The 24049-nt window shown below is 73.0% G+C and carries 16 protein-coding genes; 4 read left to right on the forward strand and 12 right to left on the reverse strand.

Translation table 11 applies throughout. The annotated features are described in order from the left end of the window. Window positions 1-140: 140 nt before the first annotated feature. The 4 genes from ACT2CW_RS11965 to ACT2CW_RS11980 all read right to left on the reverse strand — a co-directional run bounded on the left by ACT2CW_RS11965 (window position 141) and on the right by ACT2CW_RS11980 (window position 3631). Window positions 141-452, reverse strand: a complete 312-nt coding sequence (locus ACT2CW_RS11965; protein ID WP_137979441.1) for a hypothetical protein — start codon at window positions 450-452, stop codon at window positions 141-143. Then, window positions 449-811, reverse strand: a complete 363-nt coding sequence (locus ACT2CW_RS11970) for a WhiB family transcriptional regulator (protein ID WP_037952306.1) — start codon at window positions 809-811, stop codon at window positions 449-451. The genes ACT2CW_RS11965 and ACT2CW_RS11970 overlap by 4 nt, the downstream gene beginning before the upstream one ends. A 115-nt stretch (window positions 812-926) precedes the next feature. Next, window positions 927-1193: a hypothetical protein gene (locus tag ACT2CW_RS11975; protein WP_078559187.1), complete on the reverse strand. Its 267-nt coding sequence runs from the start codon at window positions 1191-1193 to the stop codon at window positions 927-929. 185 nt (window positions 1194-1378) lie between these two features. Further along, a complete protein-coding gene (locus ACT2CW_RS11980; protein ID WP_445516507.1) occupies window positions 1379-3631 on the reverse strand; it encodes an ATP-dependent DNA helicase UvrD2 in 2253 nt (750 codons plus the stop codon). A gap of 147 nt (window positions 3632-3778) precedes the next feature. On the opposite strand from ACT2CW_RS11980, the gene ACT2CW_RS11985 reads away from it, so the two are divergent. Further along, window positions 3779-4021, forward strand: a complete 243-nt coding sequence (locus ACT2CW_RS11985; RefSeq protein ID WP_037952302.1) for a mycoredoxin — start codon at window positions 3779-3781, stop codon at window positions 4019-4021. A gap of 1 nt (window position 4022) precedes the next feature. Here the strand turns inward: ACT2CW_RS11985 and nudC are convergent, their stop codons facing one another. From nudC to ACT2CW_RS12010, 5 genes are all read right to left on the reverse strand, one after another. After that, window positions 4023-4958, reverse strand: a complete 936-nt coding sequence (gene nudC, locus ACT2CW_RS11990; protein WP_138913927.1) for an NAD(+) diphosphatase — start codon at window positions 4956-4958, stop codon at window positions 4023-4025. Window positions 4959-5009: 51 nt separating this feature from the next. After that, window positions 5010-6413, reverse strand: coding sequence for a dipeptidase (locus ACT2CW_RS11995; RefSeq protein ID WP_445516508.1), 1404 nt, complete (start codon window positions 6411-6413; stop codon window positions 5010-5012). A 54-nt stretch (window positions 6414-6467) separates the two neighbouring features. Next, the gene (locus tag ACT2CW_RS12000) at window positions 6468-10124 is read right to left on the reverse strand and encodes a UvrD-helicase domain-containing protein (protein WP_445516509.1); all 3657 of its coding nucleotides are present in this window, start codon (window positions 10122-10124) and stop codon (window positions 6468-6470) included. A gap of 191 nt (window positions 10125-10315) precedes the next feature. Next, complete coding sequence (locus tag ACT2CW_RS12005; protein WP_445516671.1) at window positions 10316-13495, reverse strand: ATP-dependent helicase; 3180 nt, start codon at window positions 13493-13495, stop codon at window positions 10316-10318. A gap of 337 nt (window positions 13496-13832) precedes the next feature. Then, the gene (locus ACT2CW_RS12010) at window positions 13833-14213 is read right to left on the reverse strand and encodes an MGMT family protein (protein ID WP_307841460.1); all 381 of its coding nucleotides are present in this window, start codon (window positions 14211-14213) and stop codon (window positions 13833-13835) included. A 477-nt stretch (window positions 14214-14690) separates the two neighbouring features. Here ACT2CW_RS12010 and ACT2CW_RS12015 point away from each other — a divergent pair, with 477 nt between their 5' ends. The 3 genes from ACT2CW_RS12015 (at window position 14691) to ACT2CW_RS12025 (ending at window position 20699) form a co-directional block, all read left to right on the forward strand. Then, window positions 14691-17282 carry a lysylphosphatidylglycerol synthase transmembrane domain-containing protein gene (locus ACT2CW_RS12015; protein ID WP_445516672.1) on the forward strand — a complete coding sequence of 864 codons (2592 nt, stop codon included), beginning with the start codon at window positions 14691-14693 and terminating at the stop codon, window positions 17280-17282. Between the two features lie 198 nt (window positions 17283-17480). After that, on the forward strand, window positions 17481-18989 hold the full coding sequence (locus ACT2CW_RS12020; protein ID WP_445516510.1) for an alpha/beta hydrolase: 1509 nt from the start codon (window positions 17481-17483) through the stop codon (window positions 18987-18989). Between the two features lie 105 nt (window positions 18990-19094). After that, the gene (locus ACT2CW_RS12025; RefSeq protein ID WP_445516511.1) at window positions 19095-20699 is read left to right on the forward strand and encodes an alpha/beta hydrolase; all 1605 of its coding nucleotides are present in this window, start codon (window positions 19095-19097) and stop codon (window positions 20697-20699) included. 101 nt (window positions 20700-20800) lie between these two features. Here ACT2CW_RS12025 and moeZ read toward each other — a convergent pair whose 3' ends face one another. From moeZ to ACT2CW_RS12040, 3 genes are all read right to left on the reverse strand, one after another. After that, window positions 20801-21979, reverse strand: a complete 1179-nt coding sequence (gene moeZ, locus ACT2CW_RS12030) for an adenylyltransferase/sulfurtransferase MoeZ (protein ID WP_037952294.1) — start codon at window positions 21977-21979, stop codon at window positions 20801-20803. Window positions 21980-22064: 85 nt separating this feature from the next. Beyond that, entirely contained in the window at window positions 22065-22832 is a 768-nt protein-coding gene (locus ACT2CW_RS12035) for a spherulation-specific family 4 protein (protein WP_445516512.1), read from the reverse strand. Beyond that, complete coding sequence (locus ACT2CW_RS12040) at window positions 22820-23887, reverse strand: NAD-dependent epimerase/dehydratase family protein (RefSeq protein ID WP_138913935.1); 1068 nt, start codon at window positions 23885-23887, stop codon at window positions 22820-22822. The genes ACT2CW_RS12035 and ACT2CW_RS12040 overlap by 13 nt, the downstream gene beginning before the upstream one ends. Window positions 23888-24049 lie beyond the last annotated feature (162 nt).

A 24049-nucleotide genomic window follows, 5' to 3' on the forward strand; every position in this document is an offset into this window, starting at 1 on the left:
GAGCGCGGAGATTTCGGCCTGAGCGCGGGCGCCTTGGCCTGAACTCGGGCGTCTTGGGACAGCCGAAGGGCCGGTCCGATGGGACCGGCCCCCCGTGGTCACGCGATGGGTCGGCGTAGGACCCGTCGGTGTGTGTTGGTTTACTGCATGACCGCCATGGCCAGGGCGCGGCGGGCGCGGAGCGAGGCACGCTCCGCGCGCCGCTGCATCCGGCGGGCGGCCGCGAGCCGAACGGCCTGCCGTTCGGACTCGGCCTCCTGAAGGCGGTCATGCATATGCGCACGTGCCAGGGCTTCTTGCATGAGTTGCATTTCTCGGTTCCTGTTCTGGCGCGCCTCGGGCGCACCGGAGGTATCGGGTGCGGGGGTTTCGGAGACCGGTGGGGTCATCGTCGGAACCTGCTTCATGGGGTCGTGCGTCGCTGGGCGATCGATGGTGCCGATGGTGCTCATGCCGCGACCGGGTTCTTACGCGGGCGACCACGCGGCCGCTTGCGGGCCACCACGACGCCCTGGACGAAGAGCTCGCCGCCCCAGACGCCCCAGGGCTCCCGGCGGTCCTTGGCACCGGCGAGGCATGCCTCCCGCAGCGGGCAGGTCTGGCACAGCGACTTCGCGTACTCGACGTCGGCCGGGGACTCGGCGAAGAAGACCTCCGGGTCGTACGAGCGGCACGGAACGGCTACACCCAGGTTCTCGATGGCGTCATCGAGTTCGGTGAGGGCGGTGAGCGGGGTCAAGGAGTCCTCCGAGGAGTCAGGCGGGCGGTTCAGGTCGGTCGATGCGGACGGGGCGTGTGCGTTGAGTTGCACGGTGTGTGTTCCTCGTCTCTTCGGTCCGGCTGGTGGCCGGGCTCTGGCAAATCAAAAGGGCCGCGGATCCCGGTGTGGGTTCCGCGGCCCTGGAAGGTGCCGACCTGATCCTGGATCAGGCTGGATAACTCCAGGGTTCGAGCCTGCGGAAGGCCCACGTCTTGTGGTGCTGCTGCGTCGTCCGGGATTCGGCACCATTGGCCGCAAAGGCATAGGCCTTTGCCTGTGCCGCTGCTGCTACCGCAGGTGCCTGGATCGGTCGCTCGCTGAGACGCGCCTCATTGGCGCCGGGCATACCGGTGCCAGGGAGTGCGGAGCCGAGCAGGCATGTGGCGACGACCGACCGATCGGCCTTTTTGATGGTGTTGATGTAGCTGATCACTGGTCTTCGCCTCCTCTCGGCGTCTCAGGGACCGGTCCGAAACCAGTCCGGGTGTTCAAGTACAACACGGAATCCTCGGCTCCTGGAAGGGCCGTTGTGCTCCGTGCTCGGAAGGCTATGGGTATGCCCTCCACGCGCGCAAACTATTTTTCCGTCGAGTTTTGCCAAGGGTCACCCGAATGGCTTCACCCGGCATCGCCGTCGCCCTCGTCGTCGAGTGCGGAGGGCAGTTCCCGGCCCGCGCACAGCGCGAGAACATCGGCCCCGAACCGGTCCAGCTTGCGCCTTCCCACACCGGAGATGCGGGCGAGCTCCGGTTCGGTTCCCGGAACGGCCTCGGCGATCGCGAGCAGTGTCTTGTCGGTGAACACGCAGTACGCCGGCTGCCCCAGCTGCCCCGCCTGCTCCGCCCGCCAGTCGCGCAGCCGCTCATAGAGCGCCTCGTCCAGCTCGGACGGGCAGCCCTCGCAGCGCATCAGCTTCATCTCGCCCGCGTCGGTCAGCGCCCGGCCGCACACCCGGCAGTGGACCGGGCCGCGCCGCCTGCGCACCCCGCCGCCCCCGCCCGGGGCCGCCGCCCCGCGCTCGATCCCGCCGCCCCCGCCCGGGGTGCGGGCGGCGGCGGCCTGGGAGCCGGGCCGCAGCCCGTTGAGAAAGCGGGTGGGTCGGCGGGAGGCCCGGCCGCCCGGAGCCCGCGAGAGCGCCCAGGACAGCGTCAGATGACGCCGGGCACGGGTGACCCCCACATAGAGCAGCCGGCGCTCCTCCTCGATCTGCTGCTCCGTCTTGGCGTAGGTGATCGGCATCATTCCCTCGGTGAGACCCACCAGGAAGACGGCGTCCCATTCGAGGCCCTTGGCCGCGTGGAGTGAGGCGAGGGTCACACCCTCGACGGTCGGGGCGTGCTGGGCCGCCGCCCGCTCATCGAGCTCCGCCACCAGATCGGAGAGCGTGGCCCCGGGGCGGCTCGCCGCGAAGTCCTCGGCGAGCCGCACCAGGGCGGCCAGGGACTCCCAGCGGTCGCGCACCGCGCCCGAGCCCGCCGGGGGCTCGGGCGTCCAGCCACGAGTGGTCAGCACGGCCCGCACCTGGGATGGGATATCGGCGTCCGCCAGCGCCGGATCGGCGCTTCCCCCACGGGCCGCGCCGCGCAGCAGCAGCCCCGCCTCGCGCACCTCGGGCCGCTCGAAGAACCGCTCGGCGCCGCGCAGCTGATAGGGCACCTGGGCATCGGCCAGCGCCTGCTCATAGAGCTCCGACTGGGCGTTGACCCGGTACAGGACCGCGATCTGGCTCGCCGGGATCCCGCCGCCCCCCTGCTCGACCGGGGTGATCAGCTCACGGATCCGGCGGGCGGTGCCCTCGGCCTCGGCCGGCTCGTCCGCATAGGCGGCGTAGGCCGGGTCGGGGCCGGCCTCCCGCTGGGAGACCAGCTCCAGCCGGTGCTCGGCGGCCCGGCCGCGGGCCTGGGACAGCAGCCCGTTGGCCAGGTGGACCACCTGGGGGGTCGAGCGGTAGTCCCGGATCAGCTTGACCACGGTGGCCCGGGGGTGGCGGGTGCGGAAGTTCAGCAGATGGTCGGGGGTGGCGCCGGTGAAAGAGTAGATGGTCTGGCTGGCGTCGCCGACCACACAGAGGCTGTCCCGCTCGCCCAGCCACAGATCCAGCAGCCGCTGCTGGAGCGGGCTGACGTCCTGGTACTCGTCGACCACGAAGTGCTGGTATTGACGGCGCACCTGATCGGCGATGTCCGGCCGCTCCTGGAGCACACCGACCGTGAGGAGCAGCACATCCTCGAAGTCGATGACGCCGCGGTCGCGCTTCAACTGCTCATAGGTGGCGTAGATCCGGCTGATCTCGGCGGCGTCCCGGGGGGCCTCGCGGCCGGACTTGGCGGCCACGGCCGGATAGTCCTCGGGCACGGTCTGGGTGACCTTCGACCATTCGATCTCGCCGGTCACATCCCGCAGCTCATTGCGGTCCAGCCGGACCCGGCACCGGGCCGCGGCCTCGGCCACGAGCTGCACCTTGCGCTCGACCAGCCGCGGCACCTCACCGCCGACCGCCTTGGGCCAGAAGTACTGGAGCTGGCGCAGGGCCGCCGAGTGGAAGGTGCGCGCCTGCACCCCGCCCGCGCCGAGCTGCCGCAACCGGCCGCGCATCTCCCCCGCCGCGCGGTTGGTGAAGGTGACGGCCAGCACACTGGCCGGCTGGAGTATCCCCGCGCGCACCCCATAGGCGATCCGGTGGGTGATGGCGCGGGTCTTGCCGGTGCCGGCCCCGGCCAGCACGCACACCGCGCCGTGCAGGGACGTCGCCACCTCGCGCTGCTCGGGGTCGAGTCCCTCGAGCACCGCGTCGGCGTCACGCGGCGTGGCCGCGTAGGCACCCGGCGTGGAGCCCTGCGGGAACAGAGTGGAGGACGTTGCTGCTGTCACCCCGCCATGCTGCCAGGTCCCCTGAGACGCCCGATGCCGGTTGTCCACAGCCGTGGCCCTCCGGTCATATGAATCCGGGAATGACCGGCGGAGGGTGTGCGTTCACCTTCTGCCCACCCACCGCGAACCCGAGGAGAGCGAAGACCGATGTCCGGCACTGTGACGATGTACAGCACCACCTGGTGCGGCTACTGCCGACGCCTGAAGGGGCAGATGGACCGCGAGGGCATCGCCTACACCGAGATCAACATCGAGCAGGACCCGGAGTCCGCGGCCTTCGTCGAGAAGGCGAACGGTGGCAACCAGACCGTGCCGACCGTTCTCTTCCCCGATGGTTCGACCCTGACCAACCCGTCGCTGGCGCAGGTCAAGGCCAAGGTCGGGGCCTGACTCAGCCCCGCGGCAGCGGCTCGCCGTACCAGAGCTCGATCAGCCGGGCCGCGATCGAGATTCCGGAGGGAGGCAGGACCTCCCCGGACTCGATCGCGGCCCGCAGGTCGTCCCGGGAGAACCAGCGCGCCTCGTGGATCTCCTCCCCGTCCACCTGGATCCGGGAGGACGTGGCCCGGGCCATGAAGCCGAGCATCAGGCTGGACGGGAACGGCCACGGCTGGCTGGCCACGTACTCGACCTCGCCGACCGTGACGCCCGCCTCCTCCGCCACCTCGCGGACCACGGCCTGCTCGATCGACTCGCCCGGCTCCACGAAGCCCGCCAGCGTCGAGAAGCGCCCCTCCGGCCAGTGCACCTGGCGCCCCAGCAGCGCCCGGTCCTGATCGTCCTTCACCAGCATGATCACGGCGGGGTCGGTGCGTGGGTAGTGCTCGGCCCCGCACGCCGGGCAGCGGCGGATATGGCCCGCCGCCGCGATCACCGTGCGCTGACCGCAGCGTGAGCAGAAGCGGTGCAGCCGCTGCCAGTTCTCCAGCGCGACCGCGTGCACCAGCAGCCCCGCGTCGCGCTCGGACAGCAGCGCGCCCGCCTCGCGCAGCCCGGCGGGGCGTGCCGACTGGTCCATCCGCCCCGGCAGGGAGTCCTTCTGGAGCGCGAAGTAGCGCACGCCCTCCTCGTCGGTGCCCAGGAAGTAGCGGTGGTTCTCGGTGGGCGGGGCCTCGAAGGACGGGGTCATGACGAGTTCGGTGCGGCCGTCCGGGGCGTCGTCGACCAGGGCCTGGCCGCCGGAGACCACGAAGACACGCGTCGTCGGGTGGCTCCACGCGGCGGCCAGCCACGCCTCGTCCAAGCGGTGGTGCGCGGAGCGGTCGATGCCGCTCGGCGCGCTGAGCGTGATCGGCCGGTCGGTGGCGTGGTCGGTCGAGGTGGTCACGGCTGCTTCCAACTCCCCCAGAGCAATGGGTGGTTCACATAACAGAGCAAGCTAATTCCGTCCATTCTCGGCGAGATCGGCCCAGAGGTGGGCGGCCGTCTCGGCGCCCTTCATGAGCAGGCCGAGTTCGACCTTCTCGTTGGGTGCGTGCCAGCCGTCGGACGGCACCGAGATGCCCAGGAAGAGCACCGGAGCGCCGAGGATGTCCTGGAGATCGGCGGCGGGGCCCGATCCGCCCTCGCGGGTGAAGCGGACCTCCTGTCCGAAGACGCGCCCCATGGCGCGGACGAGCGACTGGAGCGCGGGGTGGTCCAGTGGGGTCAGACAGGGGCGGGTGGCGCCCCAAAAGGTGATCTCGTGGCGGATCCCGGCCGGGAGCTGGGCGGCGGCCCAGTCCCGCACGGCCGACTGGATCTTCTCCACGTCCTGGCCCGCCACCAGCCGGAAGGACAGCTTCAGCTGGGCGGCCGAGGGCACGATGGTCTTTCCGCCCGGCCCCTGGTAGCCCCCGCCGATGCCGTTGACCTCGGCGGTCGGACGGGCCCAGATCCGCTCCAGGGTGGAGTACCCGGCCTCGCCGAGCGTGGCCCGTGAATGCGCGGTCCGCAGCCAGCGCGCCTCGTCGAAGGGCAGCTCGGCGAAGAGCTCGCGCTCACGGTCGGTCAGCCCCACGACGCCGTCGTAGAAGCCGGGGATCGCCACCTTACGGTCGTCGTCGTGCAGCGCGGCGGCCAGCCGGGCGGCCTCGGTGGCCGGGTTGGGGACCGCGCCGCCGAAGGAGCCGGAGTGGATGTCCTGGCCGGGGCCGTGGAGGTCGATCTGGCACTCGACGAGCCCCCGCATACCGGTGCAGACGGTCGGGGTGTCCTCGGACCACATCCCGGTGTCGGAGACGATCACGGTGTCGCAGGCCAGCCGGTCGGCGTGCGCGCGGACCAGCTCGGGGAAGTGCGGGGAGCCGGACTCCTCCTCGCCCTCGATCAGCAGCTTGAGGTTCACCGCGGGCGCGGCACGGCCGGTCACGGCCAGGTGCGCCCGTATCCCCAGGGTGTGGAAGAGAACTTGCCCCTTGTCGTCGGCGGCGCCGCGGGCGTAGAGCCTCCCGTCCTCGATGACGGGCTCGAAGGGGTCGGTGCGCCAGCCGTCCGCGCGGTCGGCCGGCTGGACGTCGTGGTGGCCGTAGACGAGCACCGTAAGGGCGTCGGGATCACCGGACGGCCATTCGGCGAACACGGCCGGGGCGCCCGGTGTGTCCCATATCTCAGTCACCGGGAAGCCCGTGGCGGCCAGGTGGTCCCTGAGCCACTGGGCGCCGCGCCGGACGTCCTCGGCGCGGGCGGGGTCGGCGGATACGGACGGGATGCGCAGCCACTCGGAGAGCTCGGCGAGGAAGGCGGCGCGGTGGCCGTCCACAAAGGCGCGGACGGCGTTGTCCGTGTCCGGGGTGTTGCTCATGCATGTGAGCCTATCCGGCCCGCGGCCGGGCGAGGGCGGGGGCCTCCGGGCCGCTCAGGTGCGCTCGCTCTCGGTGACGGTTCCGGCGTCGATGCGGTCATTTCCGGTCGTATCCGCGTTTCCGTCCCAGTCGATGTCCGCGCCTGCGTCCCCGCCGACGTCCCCGTCTCCGTCCCGGCCAAGGCCCTCGTCCCCGCCGACGTCCCCGTTCCCGCCGACGTCCGCGTCCCCCGGCTCCCCGAGCAGGACGCGCTCGAGCCCGGCCCGGCCGGGCAGCCCGGCGGGGCGGACCACCTCACCGCTGCGCACGTACACGAAGGCAGCCGTGACCGACGACAGGGGCAGTCCGTGCTGTTCGGCCCACGCGACGCGGTAGATGGCCAGCTGGAGCGGGTCGGCGTCCTGGGAGCGGCCGGTCTTCCAGTCGACGATCTCGTAGCGCGGGCCGTCGTCGGGGCCCGTACCCGACTCGCGGTACACCGCGTCGATCCGGCCGCGGATGGTGCGGCCCGCCAGGGTCAGCTGGACCGGCACCTCCACGCGGTAAGGGGTGCGACGCGCGTACGGCGTGCGGGCGAACGCCTCCTTGAGCACGGTCAGATCCCGCTCGTCGGCGATCTCCGCCTCGTCGTCCTCGCCGCCCGGCAGCTCGTCCGGACCGAGGAAGGGCAGCGGCAGCGCCTCGAACCGCGACTCGACCCAGGCGTGGAAGCGGGTGCCGCGCCGCGCGGCGGGGCGCGGCGGCCGGGGCATGGGGCGGGCCAGCTCCCGTGCGAAGCCGTCCGGGTCGGCGGCGAGGCGCAGCAGCTGGGAGGCGGTGAGCGTGCCCGGCAGGTGCACCTCGTGCACGGTCTCGCGGGCCCGGCGCAGCTCCCCGGCGAGCGCGTCCAGATCGCGGTCCCAGGACCCGATCAGCCGGGCCTCCTCGGGCGTCGGCTCGTCCATGGCCGACTCTGACGTGATTTCGGGCACATCGGGCTCCGGTGCGCCAGGTTCCGGCGCGCCGTGCGGGGCGGGGGGCGGTGCGTCGTCGTACGGCTCGTCCTCGTGCGAACCGTAAGGATCCTCCGGAGGCTCGGGCCACTCCGGGTCCTCCGGGGGTTCGAGCTCCTCCGGGGGCTCCGGAAAGAGGTCCCCGTCCGCCGAAGGGCGCGCCTCGTCCCGCGCGGCCGGCTCCTCCCCGGCCGTATCGATGCGCGCCAGATGGGCGAGCACCACGTCGGCGGCGCGGCGCCGGTGGCGCAGCGCGGCCGGGTCCAGCGGAAGCGGCCAGGCCCGGTCGGCCGCCGACTGCCGCAGGGCCGGGTTCTCCGCGCCCTCCTCCGGCGGTTCGGCCCATGCCTCGATCTCGCCGTACCCCGCCTCGCAGTGCTCGCGCAGCGCGTCCAGGAAGCCCGACGGGCCGCGGGGGCGCTTCTGGGTGGGGCCCCACCAGTGGCCGGAGCCGAGCAGCAGCGAGCGCGGCCGGGTGAAGGTCACATAGCCCAGCCGCAGCTCCTCGGTCCGCTGATGCCCCTTCATGGCGTCCTTGAAGGCCGCGATCCCCTTGCTGTCCCAGGCGGTGACGTCCGGGAGGGTCCGCGCGTCCCCGCGCAGCTCGTGCGGCAGCACCTTGGCGTTCGCCGTCCAGGACTCGCGGGACTGCTCGCTCGGGAACTGCTTGGCGACCAGCCCCGGCACCGCCACCACATCCCACTCCAGCCCCTTGGCCTTGTGGGCGGTGAGCACCTTGACCGTGTTCTCGCCGCCGGGCAGGGCGTTGTCGAGCCCCTTCTCGTACTGCGCGGCGGTGCGCAGAAAGCCGAGGAAGCCCTGAAGAGTGGCCTCGCCGTCCACGGCCGCGCCGCCCTCCCGGCCCGCGAAGGCGGCCGCGACGTCCAGGAAGTTGCCGAGGGTCTCGCGGCGGCGCGCGGCCAGGGCGTGCGGTGAGGCGGACAGCTCGACCTCGAGACCCGTGGTGGCCAGGACCCGGTGGAGGACGTCCATCAGCGGATCGGCCAGCGAGCGGCGCAGCTCGCGGAGTTCGGCGGCGAGCCGGGCGAACCGGACCCGGGCCTCGGCCGAGAAGGGCAGCCCGTCGTCCGGGCCGCCGCCCGCCTCCAGGAAGGTGTCGAGGGCGTCGGCGAGGGAGATCACCTCGGCGGGGTCGGTGCCCTCGACGGCCTCGGCGAGCCGTCGGTCCGGGTCGTCCTCCGCCCCGTCCGGCCCGCCGTAGGAGACCAGCGCACGGGCGCGGCGGCCGAGCAGCGCGAGGTCGCGGGGGCCGATCCGCCAGCGCGGCCCGGTGAGCAGACGGACCAGCGCGGCGTTGGCCCCCGGGTCCTGGAGGACCTCGCAGACCGCCACCAGATCGGCCACCTCCGGCAGATGCAGCAGCCCCGAGAGGCCCACCACCTCCACCGGAACGTCCCGCTCCACCAACGCGCCCTGGATCTGCGCGAAGTCACCCGCCGTACGGCACAGCACCGCGATCTCACCGGGCGGGGTGCCGGTGCGCACCAGGTGGGCGATGGAGTCGGCGAGCCAGGCCAGCTCCTCGGCGTGGGTGGGCAGCAGCGCGCAGCGCACCGCCCCGTCCCGCTCGGCGCCGGGCGCGGGGCGCAGCGCCTCGACGCCCTCATGCATGGCGCGCAGCGGGGCGGCCAGCCCGTTGGCGAGGTCCAGGAGGCGGCCGCCGCTGCGCCGGTTCTCGCTGAGCGCGAAGCGCTCGGCCGGGCGGCCGTCGGCGTGCGGGAAGTGCTCGGGGAAGTCGTCCAGGTTGGCCACGGAGGCGCCGCGCCAGCCGTAGATGGCCTGGCAGGGGTCGCCGACGGCGGTGACGGGGTGTCCGGTGCCGCCGCCGAAGAGGCCGGACAGCAGCAGCCGCTGGGCGACCGAGGTGTCCTGGTACTCGTCGAGCAGCACGACCGCGAACTGCTCGCGCAGGATCCGGCCGACCTCCGGGTGGTCCAGGGCCAGGGTGGCCGAATGGGCGATCTGGTCGCCGAAGTCGAGCAGATCGCGGCGGCGCTTCTCCTCGCGGTACGCCTCGACCAGGCCCAGCAGCTCCTGGCGGGCGCGGGCGGCCTCGGGCACCTTGCGCAGCGCCTCGTTGGTGAGCCGCGTGCCCTCCAGCGTCCGCAGCAGCTCGGTGTCGTACGCGCGCAGCCGCCCGGTGGGGACGAGGTGCTCGGCGAGCTCGGCGTCGAGCGCGAGCAGATCGGTGACCAGGTCGGAGAAGGGGCGGGTGAGCGCCGGATACGGACCGGGGGCGGAGCGCAGGACGCGCGCGGCGAGCTGGAAGCGGGTGGCGTCGGCGAGCAGCCGGGCGCTCGGCTCGAGGCCGACGCGCAGCCCGTGGTCCTTGAGCAACTGTCCCGCGAACGCGTGGTACGTGGAGATGACGGGCTCGCCCGGGGCCTCCTCGGTGGCGCCCGGATCCGGGTCCGGGTCCACGATGCCCGCCGTGACGAGGGCCTTACGGACGCGCTCCGCCAGCTCTCCGGCGGCCTTGTTGGTGAAGGTGAGGCCGAGCACCCGGTCGGGCGCGACCTGTCCGGTGCCGACCAGCCAGACGACGCGGGCGGCCATCACCGTGGTCTTGCCGGAGCCCGCCCCGGCGACGATCACCTGCGGGGCGGGCGGTGCGGTGATGCACGCCACCTGCTCCGGGGTGAACGGGATCCCGAGAAGCTCCTTGAGCTCCTCGGGATCGGTGATGCGGGCTGACACTCCAGTGAGGCTATCGGTGCCCACCGACACGCCCCGCCGCGCCGGTCGACGGCCGCCCCGGGGTCACGGCTCGACGGGCCATGGCGTCAGCCCGGTGCCGCGCCGCCCCGGCCCGGTGCCGCGCCGCCCCGGCCCCGTGCCGCGCCGCACCGGCCCGGTGCCGCGCCGCCCCAACCCCGTACGCGACGGCGTCACTCGACCACATGGCGCCCCTCCGCCCGCGCGCTGCACGCGCCCCGGAAGGCACAGCGCTCGCAGTGGTCGCCCGTGCTCGGGGTGAACCGCTCGTCCAGGACGCGCCCGGCCGCGGTGGCGAGCAGCTGCCCCACCCACTCCTCGTCCGGCGGCTCCTGGGCCTGGACCTTGGGGACGTCGTCGCCGCCGTCCTTCTTGGCGGCGCCCTGCCGCAGCTGGACGAGCTCCGCGCCGCCCGGCTCGGGGCGCCCGCCGTCGAAGACGTCGTCCACGGCGCCCTCGCGCACCGCCAGCTGATAGACCGCCAGCTGGGGGTGGTGCTCGACATCGCCGCGGGTCACGGCCTGCTTACCGGTCTTGAAGTCGACCACATAGGCGCGCCCCCGCTCGTCCGTCTCGACGCGGTCCATGCTGCCGCGGATGCGCACCTTATAGACGTCGGCTTCGAGCGTGACGTCGAAGGAGTGCTCGGTGGCGACCGGGGTGCGGCCGCCGCGCTCCATCACATGCCACCGCAGGAAGCGCTCCAGGGCCGCCCGTGCCTGCTCCTTCTCCTGCCGTGACTTCCAGGGGGCGTCGAAGGCGAGCGCGTCCCATACGGAGTCCAGGCGCTCCATGAGGACCGCGAGATCGGCCGGGGTGCGGCCGGAGGCGACCTCGTCGGCCAGGACGTGCACGACGTTGCCGAAGCCCTGGGCGGCCGTCGAGGGGGCGTCCGCCTTCACCTCGCGCCCCAGGAACCATTGGAGCGAGCAGGTGTTGACGAGCTGGTCGAGCGCGCTGCCGGACAGCGTCACGGGCCGGTCCCGGTCGCGCAGCGGGACCTCGCTGTGCGTCGGCTCGTACAGCCCCCACCAGCGGTACGGGTGGGCGGCCGGGACCAGCGGGCGGCCCTCCTCGTCGCGCAGCGCCGCGAGCCGCGCCAGCCGGCGCGCGGCGGCGTCCCGCAGCGTCTCCGAGGCGTCCGGGTCGACGGTGGTGGCGCGCAGCTCGGCGACGAGCGCGGCGACGGACAGCGGGCGGCGCGGCCGGTGGGTGACGTCGGTGATCGGGACGCCCAGCTCGGCCAGGAAGCGGGAGGGCCGGTCCCCGTCCTCGGAGGCGGCCTTGACGGCGGTGACCACGAGCCGCTCCTTGGCGCGCGTCGCCGCCACATAGAACAGCCGCCGCTCCTCGGCCAGCAGCGCGCCCGGCGGCAGCGGCTCGGCCAGCCCGTCCCGGCCGATCCGGTCGGCCTCCAGGAGCGAACCGCGCCGCCGCAGATCGGGCCACAGCCCCTCCTGCACCCCGGCGACGACCACCAGCGCCCATTCGAGCCCCTTGGAGCGGTGAGCGGTCATCAGCCGTACGGCGTCGGGGCGGACCATCCGGCGGGAGAGGGTGTCGGCCGCTATGTCCTGGGCGTCGATCTCCTCCAGGAAGTTGAGGGCGCCGCGGCCGCCGGTGCGCTCCTCGGCGCGCGCGGCGGTCTCGAACAGCGCGCACACCGCGTCCAGGTCGCGGTCCGCGTTCCGCCCGGCGGTGCCGCCGCGCTGCGCCGCCCGCTCCAGGCGGCCGGGCCAGCCGGTGCCGTCCCACAGCCCCCACAGCGCCTGTTCGGCGGTGCCGCCCCGGGCCAGCGCCTCCCGGGCCGTGCGCAGCAGCCGCCCGAGGTTCTGGGCGCCGCGCGCGTACGCCGGGTCGTGGACGGCCAGCCGCTCCGGCTCGGCGAGCGCCTCGGCGAGCAGGACGTCGGAGGGGCGCGGCACCGCCCGCCCGGCCGACCGCTCCTCCTCGCGCAGCGCACGGCCCAGGCGGCGCAGATCGGCGGCGTCCATACCGCCCAGGGGCGAGGCGAGCAGGGTCAGGGCGGTCTCGACGCCGAGGACCGCGGACAGCCCGCCGCTGTCCGGCAGCGCGGCCGTGGCGGCCACCCGCAGCGCCGTCAGCAGGGGGGCCACGGCGGGCTCATGGCGCAGCGGGATGTCATCGCCGTCCACCTCGACGGGGACTCCCGCCGAGGTGAGCGCCCGGCGCACACCGGGAATCGAGCGCCCCCCGGCGCGCACCAGGACGGCCATCTCGCGCCAAGGCACCCCGTCCTCCAGATGAGCGCGGCGCAGGATGTCGGCCACATTGTCGAGCTCGGCGCCCGCTGTCGGGTACGTGTACGCCTCGACGCGGCCGCCGTCGCGGGTGGCCGCGAGCTCCCGGTGCGCCCTTACGGCTCGCGCGGGCAGCCGGGTGAGCGGCATCCGGGCGGTGATCTGCCGGGTGGCCGCGAGCAGGGCGGCCCCCGAGCGCCGGGAGACGGTGAGGACCTCCATGTCGGCGGGGTGCCCGTCCAGCCGCGGGAAGTCCTCGCGGAAGCGGAGGATGCCGCCCACGTCGGCGCCGCGGAAGGCGTAGATCGACTGATCGGGGTCACCGAAGGCGAGCAGGGTCCTGCCACCGCCCGCGAGCGCCCGCAGCAGCCGCCCCTGGGCCACGTCGGTGTCCTGGTACTCGTCGACGAACACCGCGTCGTACCGCCCCGCCAGTTCGGCCGCGACCTCGGGCCGCCCGGCGAGCAGCACCGCGCGGTGCACCAGCTCCGCGTAGTCCAGCACCCCCTGCGCGTCCAGGACGTCGAGGTACTCGGCGAGGAAGCCGGCCGCGGCGGACCAGTCGGGGCGACCGGTGCGCTCGGCGAACTCCCCCAGCGACCGTGGGCCGAGGCCCAGCTCCCGGCTGCGGGCCAGCACCGCGCGCACCTCGTCGGCGAAGCCCCGCGTGGTCAGGCACGCGCGCAGGTCGTCCGGCCAGCGGACGAAGGCCCGGCCCTCGCTCGCCAGCTCGGCCTGACCGGCGAGCAGCTCCCGGACGACGACGTCCTGTTCCGGCCCGGAGAGCAGCCGCAGCGGATCCACGAAGAGGTCGACGTCCTGGTGGGCACGGACCAGCGCGTAGCAATAGGAGTGGAAGGTCGTGGCCCGCGGGGCGCTCGCGCCGCCCAGGCGCGCGGACATGCGGTCGCGCAGTTCGACGGCCGCCTTACGGCTGAAGGTGAGCACCAGCAGCCGCTCGGGATCCGCGCCCTCGCGCACCCGGCGGGCCACCGCCTCCACGAGCGTCGTCGTCTTGCCCGTGCCGGGCCCGGCGAGCACCAGCAAAGGACCGCCCCGATGCTCAACCACGGCGCGCTGCCGTGCGTCCAGGACAGGAAGGGCACCTGGCTGCGGCCGCTGACGGAGCAGGCGGTAGACGCCCTGGGCCGACTGCCGTGAGGACGGCTGCCGTGCCTGCCGCTGCCGCGGAAGGGACGAGGGGGAGGAGCTCACGTTGGATCGCCGGTCCTGGTGGGTTTGCTGGGTGCGGGAAAGCCTCTCATGTGCCGTGGGGCCTCACCCGTATGGCTGTGGATACCGCCGGTACGACCGCGAGCCCGCCACGCACGCGTACGGCCCCGCGCGCACCGCGCCCCGGCACGACCGCGCGTCCGCCGCCCCCGGGGACGGCCGCCCCGGTCCCGCCGCGCTTGTGGAAGCCGCCCCGCTACCGGCCGTGGTCCTGCCCGCCCCCGTCCCACCGCGCCCTGGCCATGTCGATCCGCGGCACATGGCCCTCGGCCGAGCGCGCCGCCTCGCGCAGCGGGGTGCCCTCCTCGCGGTAGTGGTCAAGGGCGCGCAGCTCGTGGCCGGGCAGCAGCACACCGTCCGCGCGCACCACCCGCCACCACGGCACGGCGCCCCCGTAGAGCGCCATCACCCGCCCCACCTGGCGCGGGCCGCCCTCCTCCAGCCATTCGGCGACGTCCCCATAGGTCATCACGCGGCCGGAGGGGATCAACTCGGCCACCTCCAGCACCCGCTCGGCGTACTCGGGCAGCTCCTCGGCGCTGTCCCCGTCCTCCGGCTCCCTGCTCTCCCGGCTCATCCGCCCCATCCTGCCGCACCCCTCCGACAACCCCGACTCCGACAGCACCGACTCCGACAGCCCCGACGACAGCCGCGCCACACGCTGCGCCGCGCGCCCCTCCGCACGCCCTGGGGAGCGCACCCCGTCGCGGCCCCGCGCGGGGCCGCGACGGGCCCGCTCCGGGCCGGATCGCGGTTCGATCACGCATTGTGCGGGAATCCTCAGCAGGGCGTACCATTCGGGGTCCACGTCCCCGAAATGCACCCTGATGCCCCCCTCCGCAGCCCGGGCATGCCACCATCTTCCGGGCGGTGACTGGTGATACGAGATCAAGAAGAGACGGCGAAGCAGCAGGGTGCGCAGCCTCCGGAGGAGGAGGCCCGCACCCCTGAGGCGTTGCCGCACTCCACGACACCGTCCGGTCGGCCAGAGGCAGAGGCTCCGGGCTCGGGGGATGACTGCGGCCCGGACGGACCGGAGGGCCATGTGGACCGGGTGTCCGGCGACGAGCCGCTGCTGCCGGCCCGTGTGCACCGCCCCTCCGATCTGCTGCGGATGCTGCTCGGGATCCTCGGCATGGCCCTCGTGCTCGCCATCGCGGCCTTCGCCCACGGCACCACCGCGGGTCTGGAGAAGGACATCGGGCACGGCGCCGACCAGGCGCCCCCGCTACTGATCGACTTCGCGGGGCTCACGGCCGGGGTGGCCGTCCTCGTCCTGCCGGTGGCCTTCGCCTTCGAGCGGCTGATCAAACGGGACGGACTGCGGATCGCCGACGGCGTGCTGGCCGCGGTGCTGGCCCACGGGGTGTCCCTGGCCATGGACCTCTGGGTCGCCAGAGGCGCCCCCGGCTCGCTCCGCGAGGCGCTCACCCAGCCCGCGCCCGGCGGCACCTTCAGCGACCCCGTGCACGGCTATCTCGCCCCCGTCATCGCCTATATGACGGCCGTCGGCATGGCCCGGCGCCCGCGCTGGCGGGTGGCCATGTGGTGCGTACTGCTGCTCGACGCCTTCGCGGTGCTCGTGGGCGGCTACACCACACCGTTCTCGATCATCCTTACGGTGCTCATCGGCTGGGCGGTGGCCTATGGCACGCTCTACGCGGTCGGCTCCCCCAATGTGCGCCCCACCGGCCAGAACCTGCTCGCCGGGCTGCGCCGGGTCGGCTTCAACCCGGTCAGCGCCATGCGCGCCGAGGAGCCCGAGGACGAGCACGGCCATGGCGACCGGGGCCGCCGCTATCTGGTCACCCTGGAGGACGGCCCGCCCCTGGACGTCACGGTCGTCGACCGGGAGCAGCAGGCCCAGGGCTTCTTCTACGGCGTCTGGCAGCGGCTGACCCTGCGGACGATCACACCGCCCCGCAGCCTCCAGTCGCTGCGCCAGGCCCTGGAGCAGGAGGCGCTGCTCGCCTACGCGGCCATCGCGGCCGGGGCCAACGCGCCCAAGCTGATCGCCACCTCCGAGCTCGGCCCGGACGCCGTGATGCTCGTCTACGAGCACGTCGGGGGACGCCCGCTGCACGCCCTGCCGGACGAGGCGATCACCGACGAGCTGCTGGCCGGGGCCTGGCACCAGGTCCAGGCGCTCCAGTCGCGGCGGATCGCCCACCGGCGGCTGGACAGCGACGCCCTGCTGGTCGACCGCAACGGCACGGTCTTCCTGACCGATCTGCGCAGCGGTGAGATCGCGGCCGGCGACGTGGTGCTGCGGATGGACATCGCACAGCTGCTGACCACCCTGGGGCTGCGGGTGGGCGCCGAGCGCTCCGTGACCGCCGCGGTGGAGGTTCTCGGCCCGGACGCGGTCGCGAGCAGCCTTCCGCTGCTCCAGCCCCTGGCGCTCGGCCGGGGCACCCGCGCGACCCTGCGCCAGCTCGCGCGCGAACGCGCCCAGCGCCACCGGGAGGCCGTCCTGGAGGCGTCCCACGCCGCCAAGGAGGCCAAGGAGGCCCGGGAGGCCGAGGCGCGGGAGGCACAGGAGGCCGCCGGGGGCCCGGAGGCGGCCGCCGGCGACCGTAAGACGGCCAAGGCCGAGAAGCAGGCGGAGAAGCGCGCCATCGAGGAGGCCCTGGAGGACGCCCGCGAGGAGGATCTGCTCTCCCAGATCCGCCAGCAGGTGCTGCTGGTGCGGCCCCAGGCTCCGATACAGCCCGAACGGCTGGAGCGCATCAAGCCGCGCACCCTGGTCAGCTTCTGCGCGGGCGCCTTCGCCGCGTACTTCCTGCTGTCCCAGTTCACCCACCTCAAGCTGGGCGCCCTGGTCGGCGAGGCCAACTGGATCTGGGTCATCTTCGCGCTCGTCTTCTCCGCGCTCACCTATCTGGCCGCGGCGCTGAGCCTGCTCGGCTTCGTCCCGGAGAAGGTGCCGCTCGGGCGGACGGTGCTGGCACAGGTGGCCGCCTCGTTCGTGAAGCTGGTGGCGCCCGCGGCGGTCGGCGGGGTCGCCCTCAACGCCCGCTTCCTCCAGCGCGCGGGGGTGCGGCCGGGGCTCGCGGTGGCCAGTGTGGGCGCCTCCCAGCTGTTCGGGCTCGCCAGCCATATCGTGCTGCTGCTGACCTTCGGCTACATCACCGGCACCGAGCGCACCCCGGCGCTCTCGCCGTCCCGGACGGTGATCGCCGGGCTGCTGACGGCCGCCGTCCTGGTCCTGGTGGTGACCGCCATCCCGGTGCTGCGGAAGTTCGTCTCCACCCGGGTGCGGTCGCTGTTCGCGGGCGTCGTCCCGCGCATGCTGGACGTGCTCCAGCGGCCCAAGAAGCTGCTCACCGGCATCGGCGGCACCCTACTGCTGACCGCCGCGAACGTGATGTGCCTCGACTCCGCGATCCGGGCCTTCGGCGGTGAGCTGAGCTACGCGAGCATCGCCGTCGTCTTCCTCGCGGGCAACGCCCTGGGGTCCGCGGCGCCCACCCCCGGCGGTGTGGGCGCGGTCGAGGCCGCCCTGATCGCGGGGCTGACCTTCGCCGGACTGCCGTACGAGACGGCGGCGCCCGCGGTGCTGCTCTTCCGGCTGATGGTCTTCTGGCTGCCGGTGCTGCCCGGCTGGGTGGCCTTCACCCACCTCACCCGCAAAGAGGCGCTGTAGCGCCGGTGCCCGCCCGCGAAGGGGCGCTGGAGCGGCTCAGCCGCGAAGAGGCTCTGTAGCGCCCGTAGAAGCCCCGCTGGGGCCCTCCCGCGGCCGCCGGGCACCCGGGCCTCACCTCACCCGTACGCCCCCGCTGTGCGCGCGTGCGGCGGCCACGGACCTCACGATGGCGGTACCCCCACCCATGGGAGAGCCGCCGTGTCCCGACCTCTGCGCCTCGGTGCGCTGTCCGCCGCCCTGCTGCTGACCGCCCTGGCCGCCGGATGCGGCGGCGACGGGGGACGGCCGGACACCTCGGCCCGCCAGAAGCCGCACTGGGCCGCCTGCCCCGCCCCCTCCTCGAGCCAGGACGCGGCCGCCACCAAGGCCCCGGGCGGGGAGTGGGAGTGCGCGACGCTCCATGTGCCGCTGGACTACCGCAAGCCGCACGGCAAGACCATCGGCATCGCCATGATCCGCGCCAAGGCCACCGACCGGCGCCACCGGATCGGCTCGCTGATCTTCAACTTCGGCGGCCCCGGCGGCTCGGGCGTGGCCACCCTCCCGGCGCTCGCGGGCAGCTACAAGCAACTGCGCACCCGCTACGACCTGGTCAGCTTCGATCCGCGCGGGGTCGGCCGCAGCAGCGGGGTGCGCTGTCTCGGCGACCGGCAGCTCGACGCCTACTACGCCGCCGACTCCACCCCGGACGACAACGCCGAGGTGAAGAGCCTGGTCCGCCGGGTGAAGACCTACGCCACCGGATGCGAGAAGAACTCCGGCACGATCCTGCCGTACGTCGGCACCACCAACGCCGCCCGTGACATGGATCTCATGCGGCGGGTCCTCGGCGACAAGAAGATGCACTACTTCGGCGTCTCCTACGGCACCGAACTCGGCGGCGTCTACGCCCACCTGTACCCGAAGCAGGTGGGGCGCGCCCTCTTCGACGGGGTCGTGGACCCCATGCAGACACCCGAACAGGGCGCGCTCGGCCAGGCCAAGGGGTTTCAGCGCGCCCTCGACGACTATCTGAAGGCGTGCACCAGGACCAGCGCCTACAGCTGCCCCACCCAGAACCGGATCCGCACGCTGCTGAAGCGGCTCGACGGCCGTCCGGTGCGCGGCTACGGCGGCCGGAAGCTGACCGAGTCCCTGGCCGACGGCGGTATCGCGCAGTCCCTGTACTCGCGGGAGTACTGGCAGTACCTCACCCAGGGGATCGCCGCCGCCCAACAGGGCGACGGCAGGATCCTGCTGGCCCTGGGGGACGCGATGAACGGACGCGGCCCGGACGGCCGCTACAGCACCCTCCAGTCCGCCCTTACCGCCATCACCTGCGCCGACTTCAAGCAGCGCTATACGGTCCCGGACATCGAGCGGAAGCTGCCCGCCTTCCGTAAGGTCTCCCCCGTCTTCGGCGACATGATGGCGTGGGGCCTGACCCAATGCACCGACTGGCCGGTCCACGGCGCCTGGACCACGCCCGACGTGAGCGCCAAGGGGGCCGCGCCGATCCTGGTCGTCGGCAACACCGGTGACCCGGCGACCCCGTACGAGGGTGCCGCGCGGATGGCGAAGGAGCTGGGCCCCGGGGTCGGCGTCCAGCTCACCTACAAGGGCGAGGGCCATGGGGCGTACGACAGCGGCAACGCCTGTGTCCGAAAGACGGTCAACGCCTATCTGCTCCAGGGCACGGTGCCACCGAAGGGCAAGGTCTGCGCCTAGAGCCGGGGTCCGTGGCCGGGCCCGCCGTACGAAGGCGCGAACCGTGACGGCTTTGAGAAGAGTTGCGGACGATTCCGCCCCCGCCTCCTCATAGGATCTCCGGATATGCCGAGTTCCCCACGCACCATACGGACCAGGGCGCTGGTCTCCATGACCGCCATGGTCGCCCTCCTCGCCGTCGCGGGCTGCGACGACGACGGGGGAAACGAGCAGGGCAAGGCGTCGTCCGAGCCCTCGGCGTCGGCCCCGGCCGCGCCTTCGGGTTCCGGGCTGCCGGGCTCGCTCACCGGTCAGAAGCTCAACTGGTCGTCCTGCCCTGCCCCGACCGCGATGCAGGGCACCGGTGAGAAGCCGGGAAGCGAGTGGGAATGCGCCACTCTCAAGGCGCCGCTGGACTACGCGAAGCCCAGAGGCGAAACGATCGATCTGGCCATGATCCGCGCCAAGGCCACCGGATCGGGCGAGCGCATCGGCTCCCTGGTGTTCAATTTCGGCGGACCCGGCGGCTCCGGTGTCTCCTCGCTCCCCGGTTTCGCCGCCGCCTACGACACCCTGCGCTCACGCTATGACCTGGTGAGCTTCGATCCGCGCGGGGTCGGCGAGAGCGCCGGGGTGCGGTGCCGGAGCGACAAGGAGATCGACGCCTCGGACGCCGTGGACAGCACCCCGGACGACGACGCCGAGGTCAAGACCGCGATGGCCGACGCCAAGGCGTTCATCAAGGGCTGCGAGAAGCGTTCCGGCAAGGTGCTCGGCCATGTGGACACCGTGAGCGCCGCGCGTGACATGGACCTCATGCGGCAGGTGCTGGGCGACGACAAACTGTCGTACTTCGGCATCTCCTACGGCACCGAACTCGGCGGCGTCTACGCCCATCTGTACCCGAAGCGGGTGGGGCGCGCGGTCCTGGACGCCGTGGTCGACCCCACCGAGGACCCCGAGCAGGGCTCCTACGGCCAGGCGAAGGGGTTCCAGCTCGCGCTCGACAACTACCTCGAGGACTGCGCCAAGAAGGGCACGGCCTGCCCGGTCGGCGGCGATCCGGCGGCGGGCGCCGACCGGATCGTGGCCTTCCTGAAGAAGCTCGACAAGAAGCCGCTGTCCACCGAGAGCGGCCGCAAGCTCACCCAGGACGGGGCGCTGAGCGGTATCGCCGCCGCGCTCTACGACAAGGAGAGCTGGAAGTACCTGACGCTCGGGCTCCAGGAGGCGATGCAGCTCGAGGAGGGCAACATGCTGCTCGCGATGGCCGATTCGATGTCCGGCCGCGACGAGAACGGCCACTACAGCAACATCAACGCCGCCAACGCGGCCATCAACTGCGTGGACGACCGGCAGCGTTACACGGTGACCGATGTGAAGGCCCAGCTGCCGCGCTTCCGCAAGGCGTCACCGGTCTTCGGCGAGTATCTGGCCTGGGGCATGCTCGGCTGCACCGGCTGGCCGGTGGACGGCACCACGGACACCCCTGACGTCAGCGCCGAGGGCTCGGCGCCGATCCTCGTGGTCGGCAACACCGGTGACCCGGCCACCCCGTACGAGGGGGCCCGGAAGATGGTGCGGGAGCTGGGCGAGGGCGTGGGCGTCGAGGTCACCTACAAGGGGCAGGGCCATGGCGCGTACAACAGCGGCAACGCCTGTATGACGAAGACCGTGAACGCCTATCTGCTGGACGGGAAGGTGCCCGCGGACGGCAAGACGTGCCGCTGACGCTCTCGCGGCGGCCGTAAGGGGCCGACGACAGCCGTAAGGGGGCCGGATCGCCGTCGGCGCGGCGGTCCGGCCCCCTTACGGGCGGTGCGTACCGGAGATCAGTAGACCGGCTTGTCGGGCTCGATCTGGTTGACCCAGCCGATCACGCCGCCGCCCACATGGACGGCGTCGGAGAAGCCCGCGGACTTCAGGACGGCCAGAACTTCCGCCGACCGGACACCCGTCTTGCAATGCAAGACGATCTTCTTGTCCTGCGGAAGGTCCTGGAGGGCGCCGCCCATCAGGAACTCGTTCTTCGGGATCAGCCGGGCGCCGGGGATCGAGACGATCTCGTACTCGTTGGGCTCGCGGACATCGATGATGTCGATGTTCTCGCCGTCGTCGATCCACTCCTTGAGCTGCTTGGGAGTGATCGTCGAACCGGCCGCCGCCTCCTGGGCCTCGTCCGACACCACACCGCAGAACGCCTCGTAGTCGATCAGCTCGGTGACGGTCGGGTTCGGGCCGCAGACCGCGCAGTCCGGGTCCTTGCGGACCTTGACCTGGCGGTAGGTCATCTCCAGGGCGTCGTAGATCATCAGACGGCCGACCAGCGGGTCCCCGGTGCCGGTGAGCACCTTGATGGCCTCGGTGACCTGGATGGAGCCGATGGAGGCGCACAGCACGCCCAGCACGCCGCCCTCGGCGCAGGACGGGACCATGCCGGGCGGCGGGGGCTCCGGGTACAGGCAGCGGTAGCAGGGGCCGTGCTCGGACCAGAAGACCGACGCCTGGCCGTCGAAGCGGTAGATCGAACCCCATACGTACGGCTTGTTCAGCAGCACGCACGCGTCGTTGACCAGGTAGCGGGTGGCGAAGTTGTCGGTGCCGTCCACGATCAGGTCGTACTGGGAGAAGATCTCCATCACGTTGTCCGCCTCGAGACGGCCCTCGTGCAGCACGACGTTCACATACGGGTTGATGCCCAGGACCGAGTCACGGGCGGACTCCGCCTTGGACCGGCCGATGTCCGCCTGGCTGTGGATGATCTGGCGTTGCAGGTTGGACTCGTCGACCTCGTCGAACTCCACGATGCCGAGGGTGCCCACGCCCGCCGCGGCGAGGTACATCAGGGCCGGCGAGCCGAGGCCGCCCGCGCCCACACAGAGCACCTTGGCGTTCTTCAGCCGCTTCTGCCCGTCCATCCCGACATCGGGGATGATCAGATGGCGCGAGTACCTGCGGACCTCGTCGACGGTGAGCTCGGGAGCCGGCTCGACCAGGGGTGGCAGCGACACGGGGACTCCGTAAGGGGAGGGAGCAGACGGTTCACCCCCGCGTGAGCGGGGTGGTTTTCTTCTCGTAACACTGCCACGCCCCATCTCATTCCATGACACGTGGTCCGAGTCGCGAGACGATTTCGTCCCAGTAGCCGGGCAGGGCCGTCCAGGGGGAATCGGTGCAGGTCCGCCCTTCGGGATGGGCCGTACGGTCGGTGAAGTAGATCGTGCCCGCGCCCTGCCAGCGGGCGATCCTCAGCGCTTCTTCAAGATGCCGGCGGGGAACGCCGTGCACCTGGTGGCAGAACCGTTCGGGCGGATACCCCGCGGTCCACTCGGCCACCTGGGACCAACGGTAGTCGGGCCATGAGCCCCGGAAGGTCACCAGCTGATCGGCGAGCTCCATATAGCCCTCATGCGGATGGATGCCCTGGCCGAGCACCAGATAGGCCCCGCCCAGCAGCGCGCGCAGCGTGGCCGCCGTACGGCGCACCTCGGGCAGTCCTGGGCGGTCCACCGGACAGCGCTCCAGACAGAAGCCGTCCACCTGGTACCAGTCCAGGAAGTGGTTCGCGTCACTGATCACCTCGCCGAAGGGGCGGGTGCCGCACCGCAGGTCGAGATGGCCCAGCACCCGTACGCCCGTGGCGCGCAGCCGGGCCGCCGCCGTGAGGCAGTGCGGATCCCTGCGCGAGCCGGGGCCGCGGGCGACGTTGAGGACCGCCCAGTGCAGGGGCGCGCCGGGGCGGGTGAGCTCGGCCCACTCGGTGGGCGCCACCAGGGGGTGGGCGTAGCCGGGCACGCCGAAGCCCAGCCGGGCGACGGTGGCCGGGACCTCGTGCCCGGGGTCCGCGGGGATCAGATGCGACATGCCGCCTCCATCCAGATGTCGGCGAGCGACTCCTCCAGCGGGATCCTGGAGCGCCAGCCGAGCCGGTCACGGGCGGTGCGCACATCGGCCTGCTGCCAGCCGCCGCAGCCGTCCGGGTAGGGGTAGGTGGTGGCGCCGCCGGCGCCCGCCGGGCCGCCGCCGTGCTCGCCCGCCACCTGGGGGTGTGCGGGGGCGTGGCCGTGGGCGGTGGCATGGCCGTGGGCCGCGCCATGGGGATGCGCGGGCGCCGGGACGTGGACCGCGGCGGCCGGGACGTGATGCGGTCCCCCGCGCCCCGGCGGGCTGTCGATCTCGTGCAGGGCGCCGCCGAAGCCGGCGACCCTGGCGAGCACGGAGGCCGCCTCGCGCAGCCTGACGGCGCGCCCGCTGCCGATGTTGACCACGCCCTGCGCGGCCGACAGCGAGGCCGCGTGGACCGCCCGCGCCACGTCCCGTACGTCCACGAAGTCGCGCTGCACGCCCAGGCCGCTCAGCTTGAGCTCGCTCTCCCCGGACTGCATCGCGCGCCGCATCGCCTCCGCGAGCCGCCCCAGCGGCGAACCGGCCGGAGTGCCGGGGCCCACGGGCGAGAACACCCGCAGCACCACCGCGTCCAGCCCGGAGCCCAGCACCAGCTCGGTGGCGGCGAGCTTGCTCACGCCGTACGGGCCGCCGGGGCGCGGCACGGCGTCCTCGGCGGTCGAGGAGCCGGGCTGCGAGGGCCCGTACTCGGAGGAGCAGCCGATCTGGACGAGGCGGGCACCGCAGCCACTGCGGCGCAGCGACTCGCAGACGGTGGCCACGGCGACGGTGTTGTGCCGGGTGAGCTCGCGCGCGCCGCCGCGGGTGGCCCCGGCGCAGTTGATCACCACGCCGGGGTGGACCGCGTTGAGGAAGCGGGTGAGCGCGCCCGGGCTGCCGTTGGAGAGGTCGAACCGCACATCGGCGTCGTCGCCGCGGCCGAGCGCGGTGAGCTGGACGGCGGGGTCGGCGAGCAGGTGTTCGGCCACATAGCGGCCCAGGAAACCGCCGGACCCGAGCAACAGGACTCTCATCGGTCGCGCCTCCCCGTACCGGCGCGCTGATCGGTCATGTCGCAGCTCATGTGGTTGCTCCTCGGACTCATTGAGGGGGGAAGGACGGGGGGTGGCGGGTTCGGTGGGCGCCTTACGGGCGCGGTGGGGCCCTTACGGACGCGGTGGGCGCCTCACGGGGGC

The organism is Streptomyces sp. NEAU-174, from assembly GCF_052665095.1.

What these genes read in the sequence shown, in the direction of transcription:
- ACT2CW_RS11965 (WP_137979441.1), bottom strand. Translation starts at nt 452, where the DNA reads ATGAGCACCATCGGCACCATCGATCGCCCAGCGACGCACGACCCCATG.
- ACT2CW_RS11985 (WP_037952302.1), top strand. Translation starts at nt 3,779, where the DNA reads ATGTCCGGCACTGTGACGATGTACAGCACCACCTGGTGCGGCTACTGC.
- ACT2CW_RS11995 (WP_445516508.1), bottom strand. Translation starts at nt 6,413, where the DNA reads ATGAGCAACACCCCGGACACGGACAACGCCGTCCGCGCCTTTGTGGAC.
- ACT2CW_RS12010 (WP_307841460.1), bottom strand. Translation starts at nt 14,213, where the DNA reads ATGAGCCGGGAGAGCAGGGAGCCGGAGGACGGGGACAGCGCCGAGGAG.
- ACT2CW_RS12025 (WP_445516511.1), top strand. Translation starts at nt 19,095, where the DNA reads ATGCCGAGTTCCCCACGCACCATACGGACCAGGGCGCTGGTCTCCATG.
- ACT2CW_RS12035 (WP_445516512.1), bottom strand. Translation starts at nt 22,832, where the DNA reads ATGTCGCATCTGATCCCCGCGGACCCCGGGCACGAGGTCCCGGCCACC.
- ACT2CW_RS12040 (WP_138913935.1), bottom strand. Translation starts at nt 23,887, where the DNA reads ATGAGAGTCCTGTTGCTCGGGTCCGGCGGTTTCCTGGGCCGCTATGTG.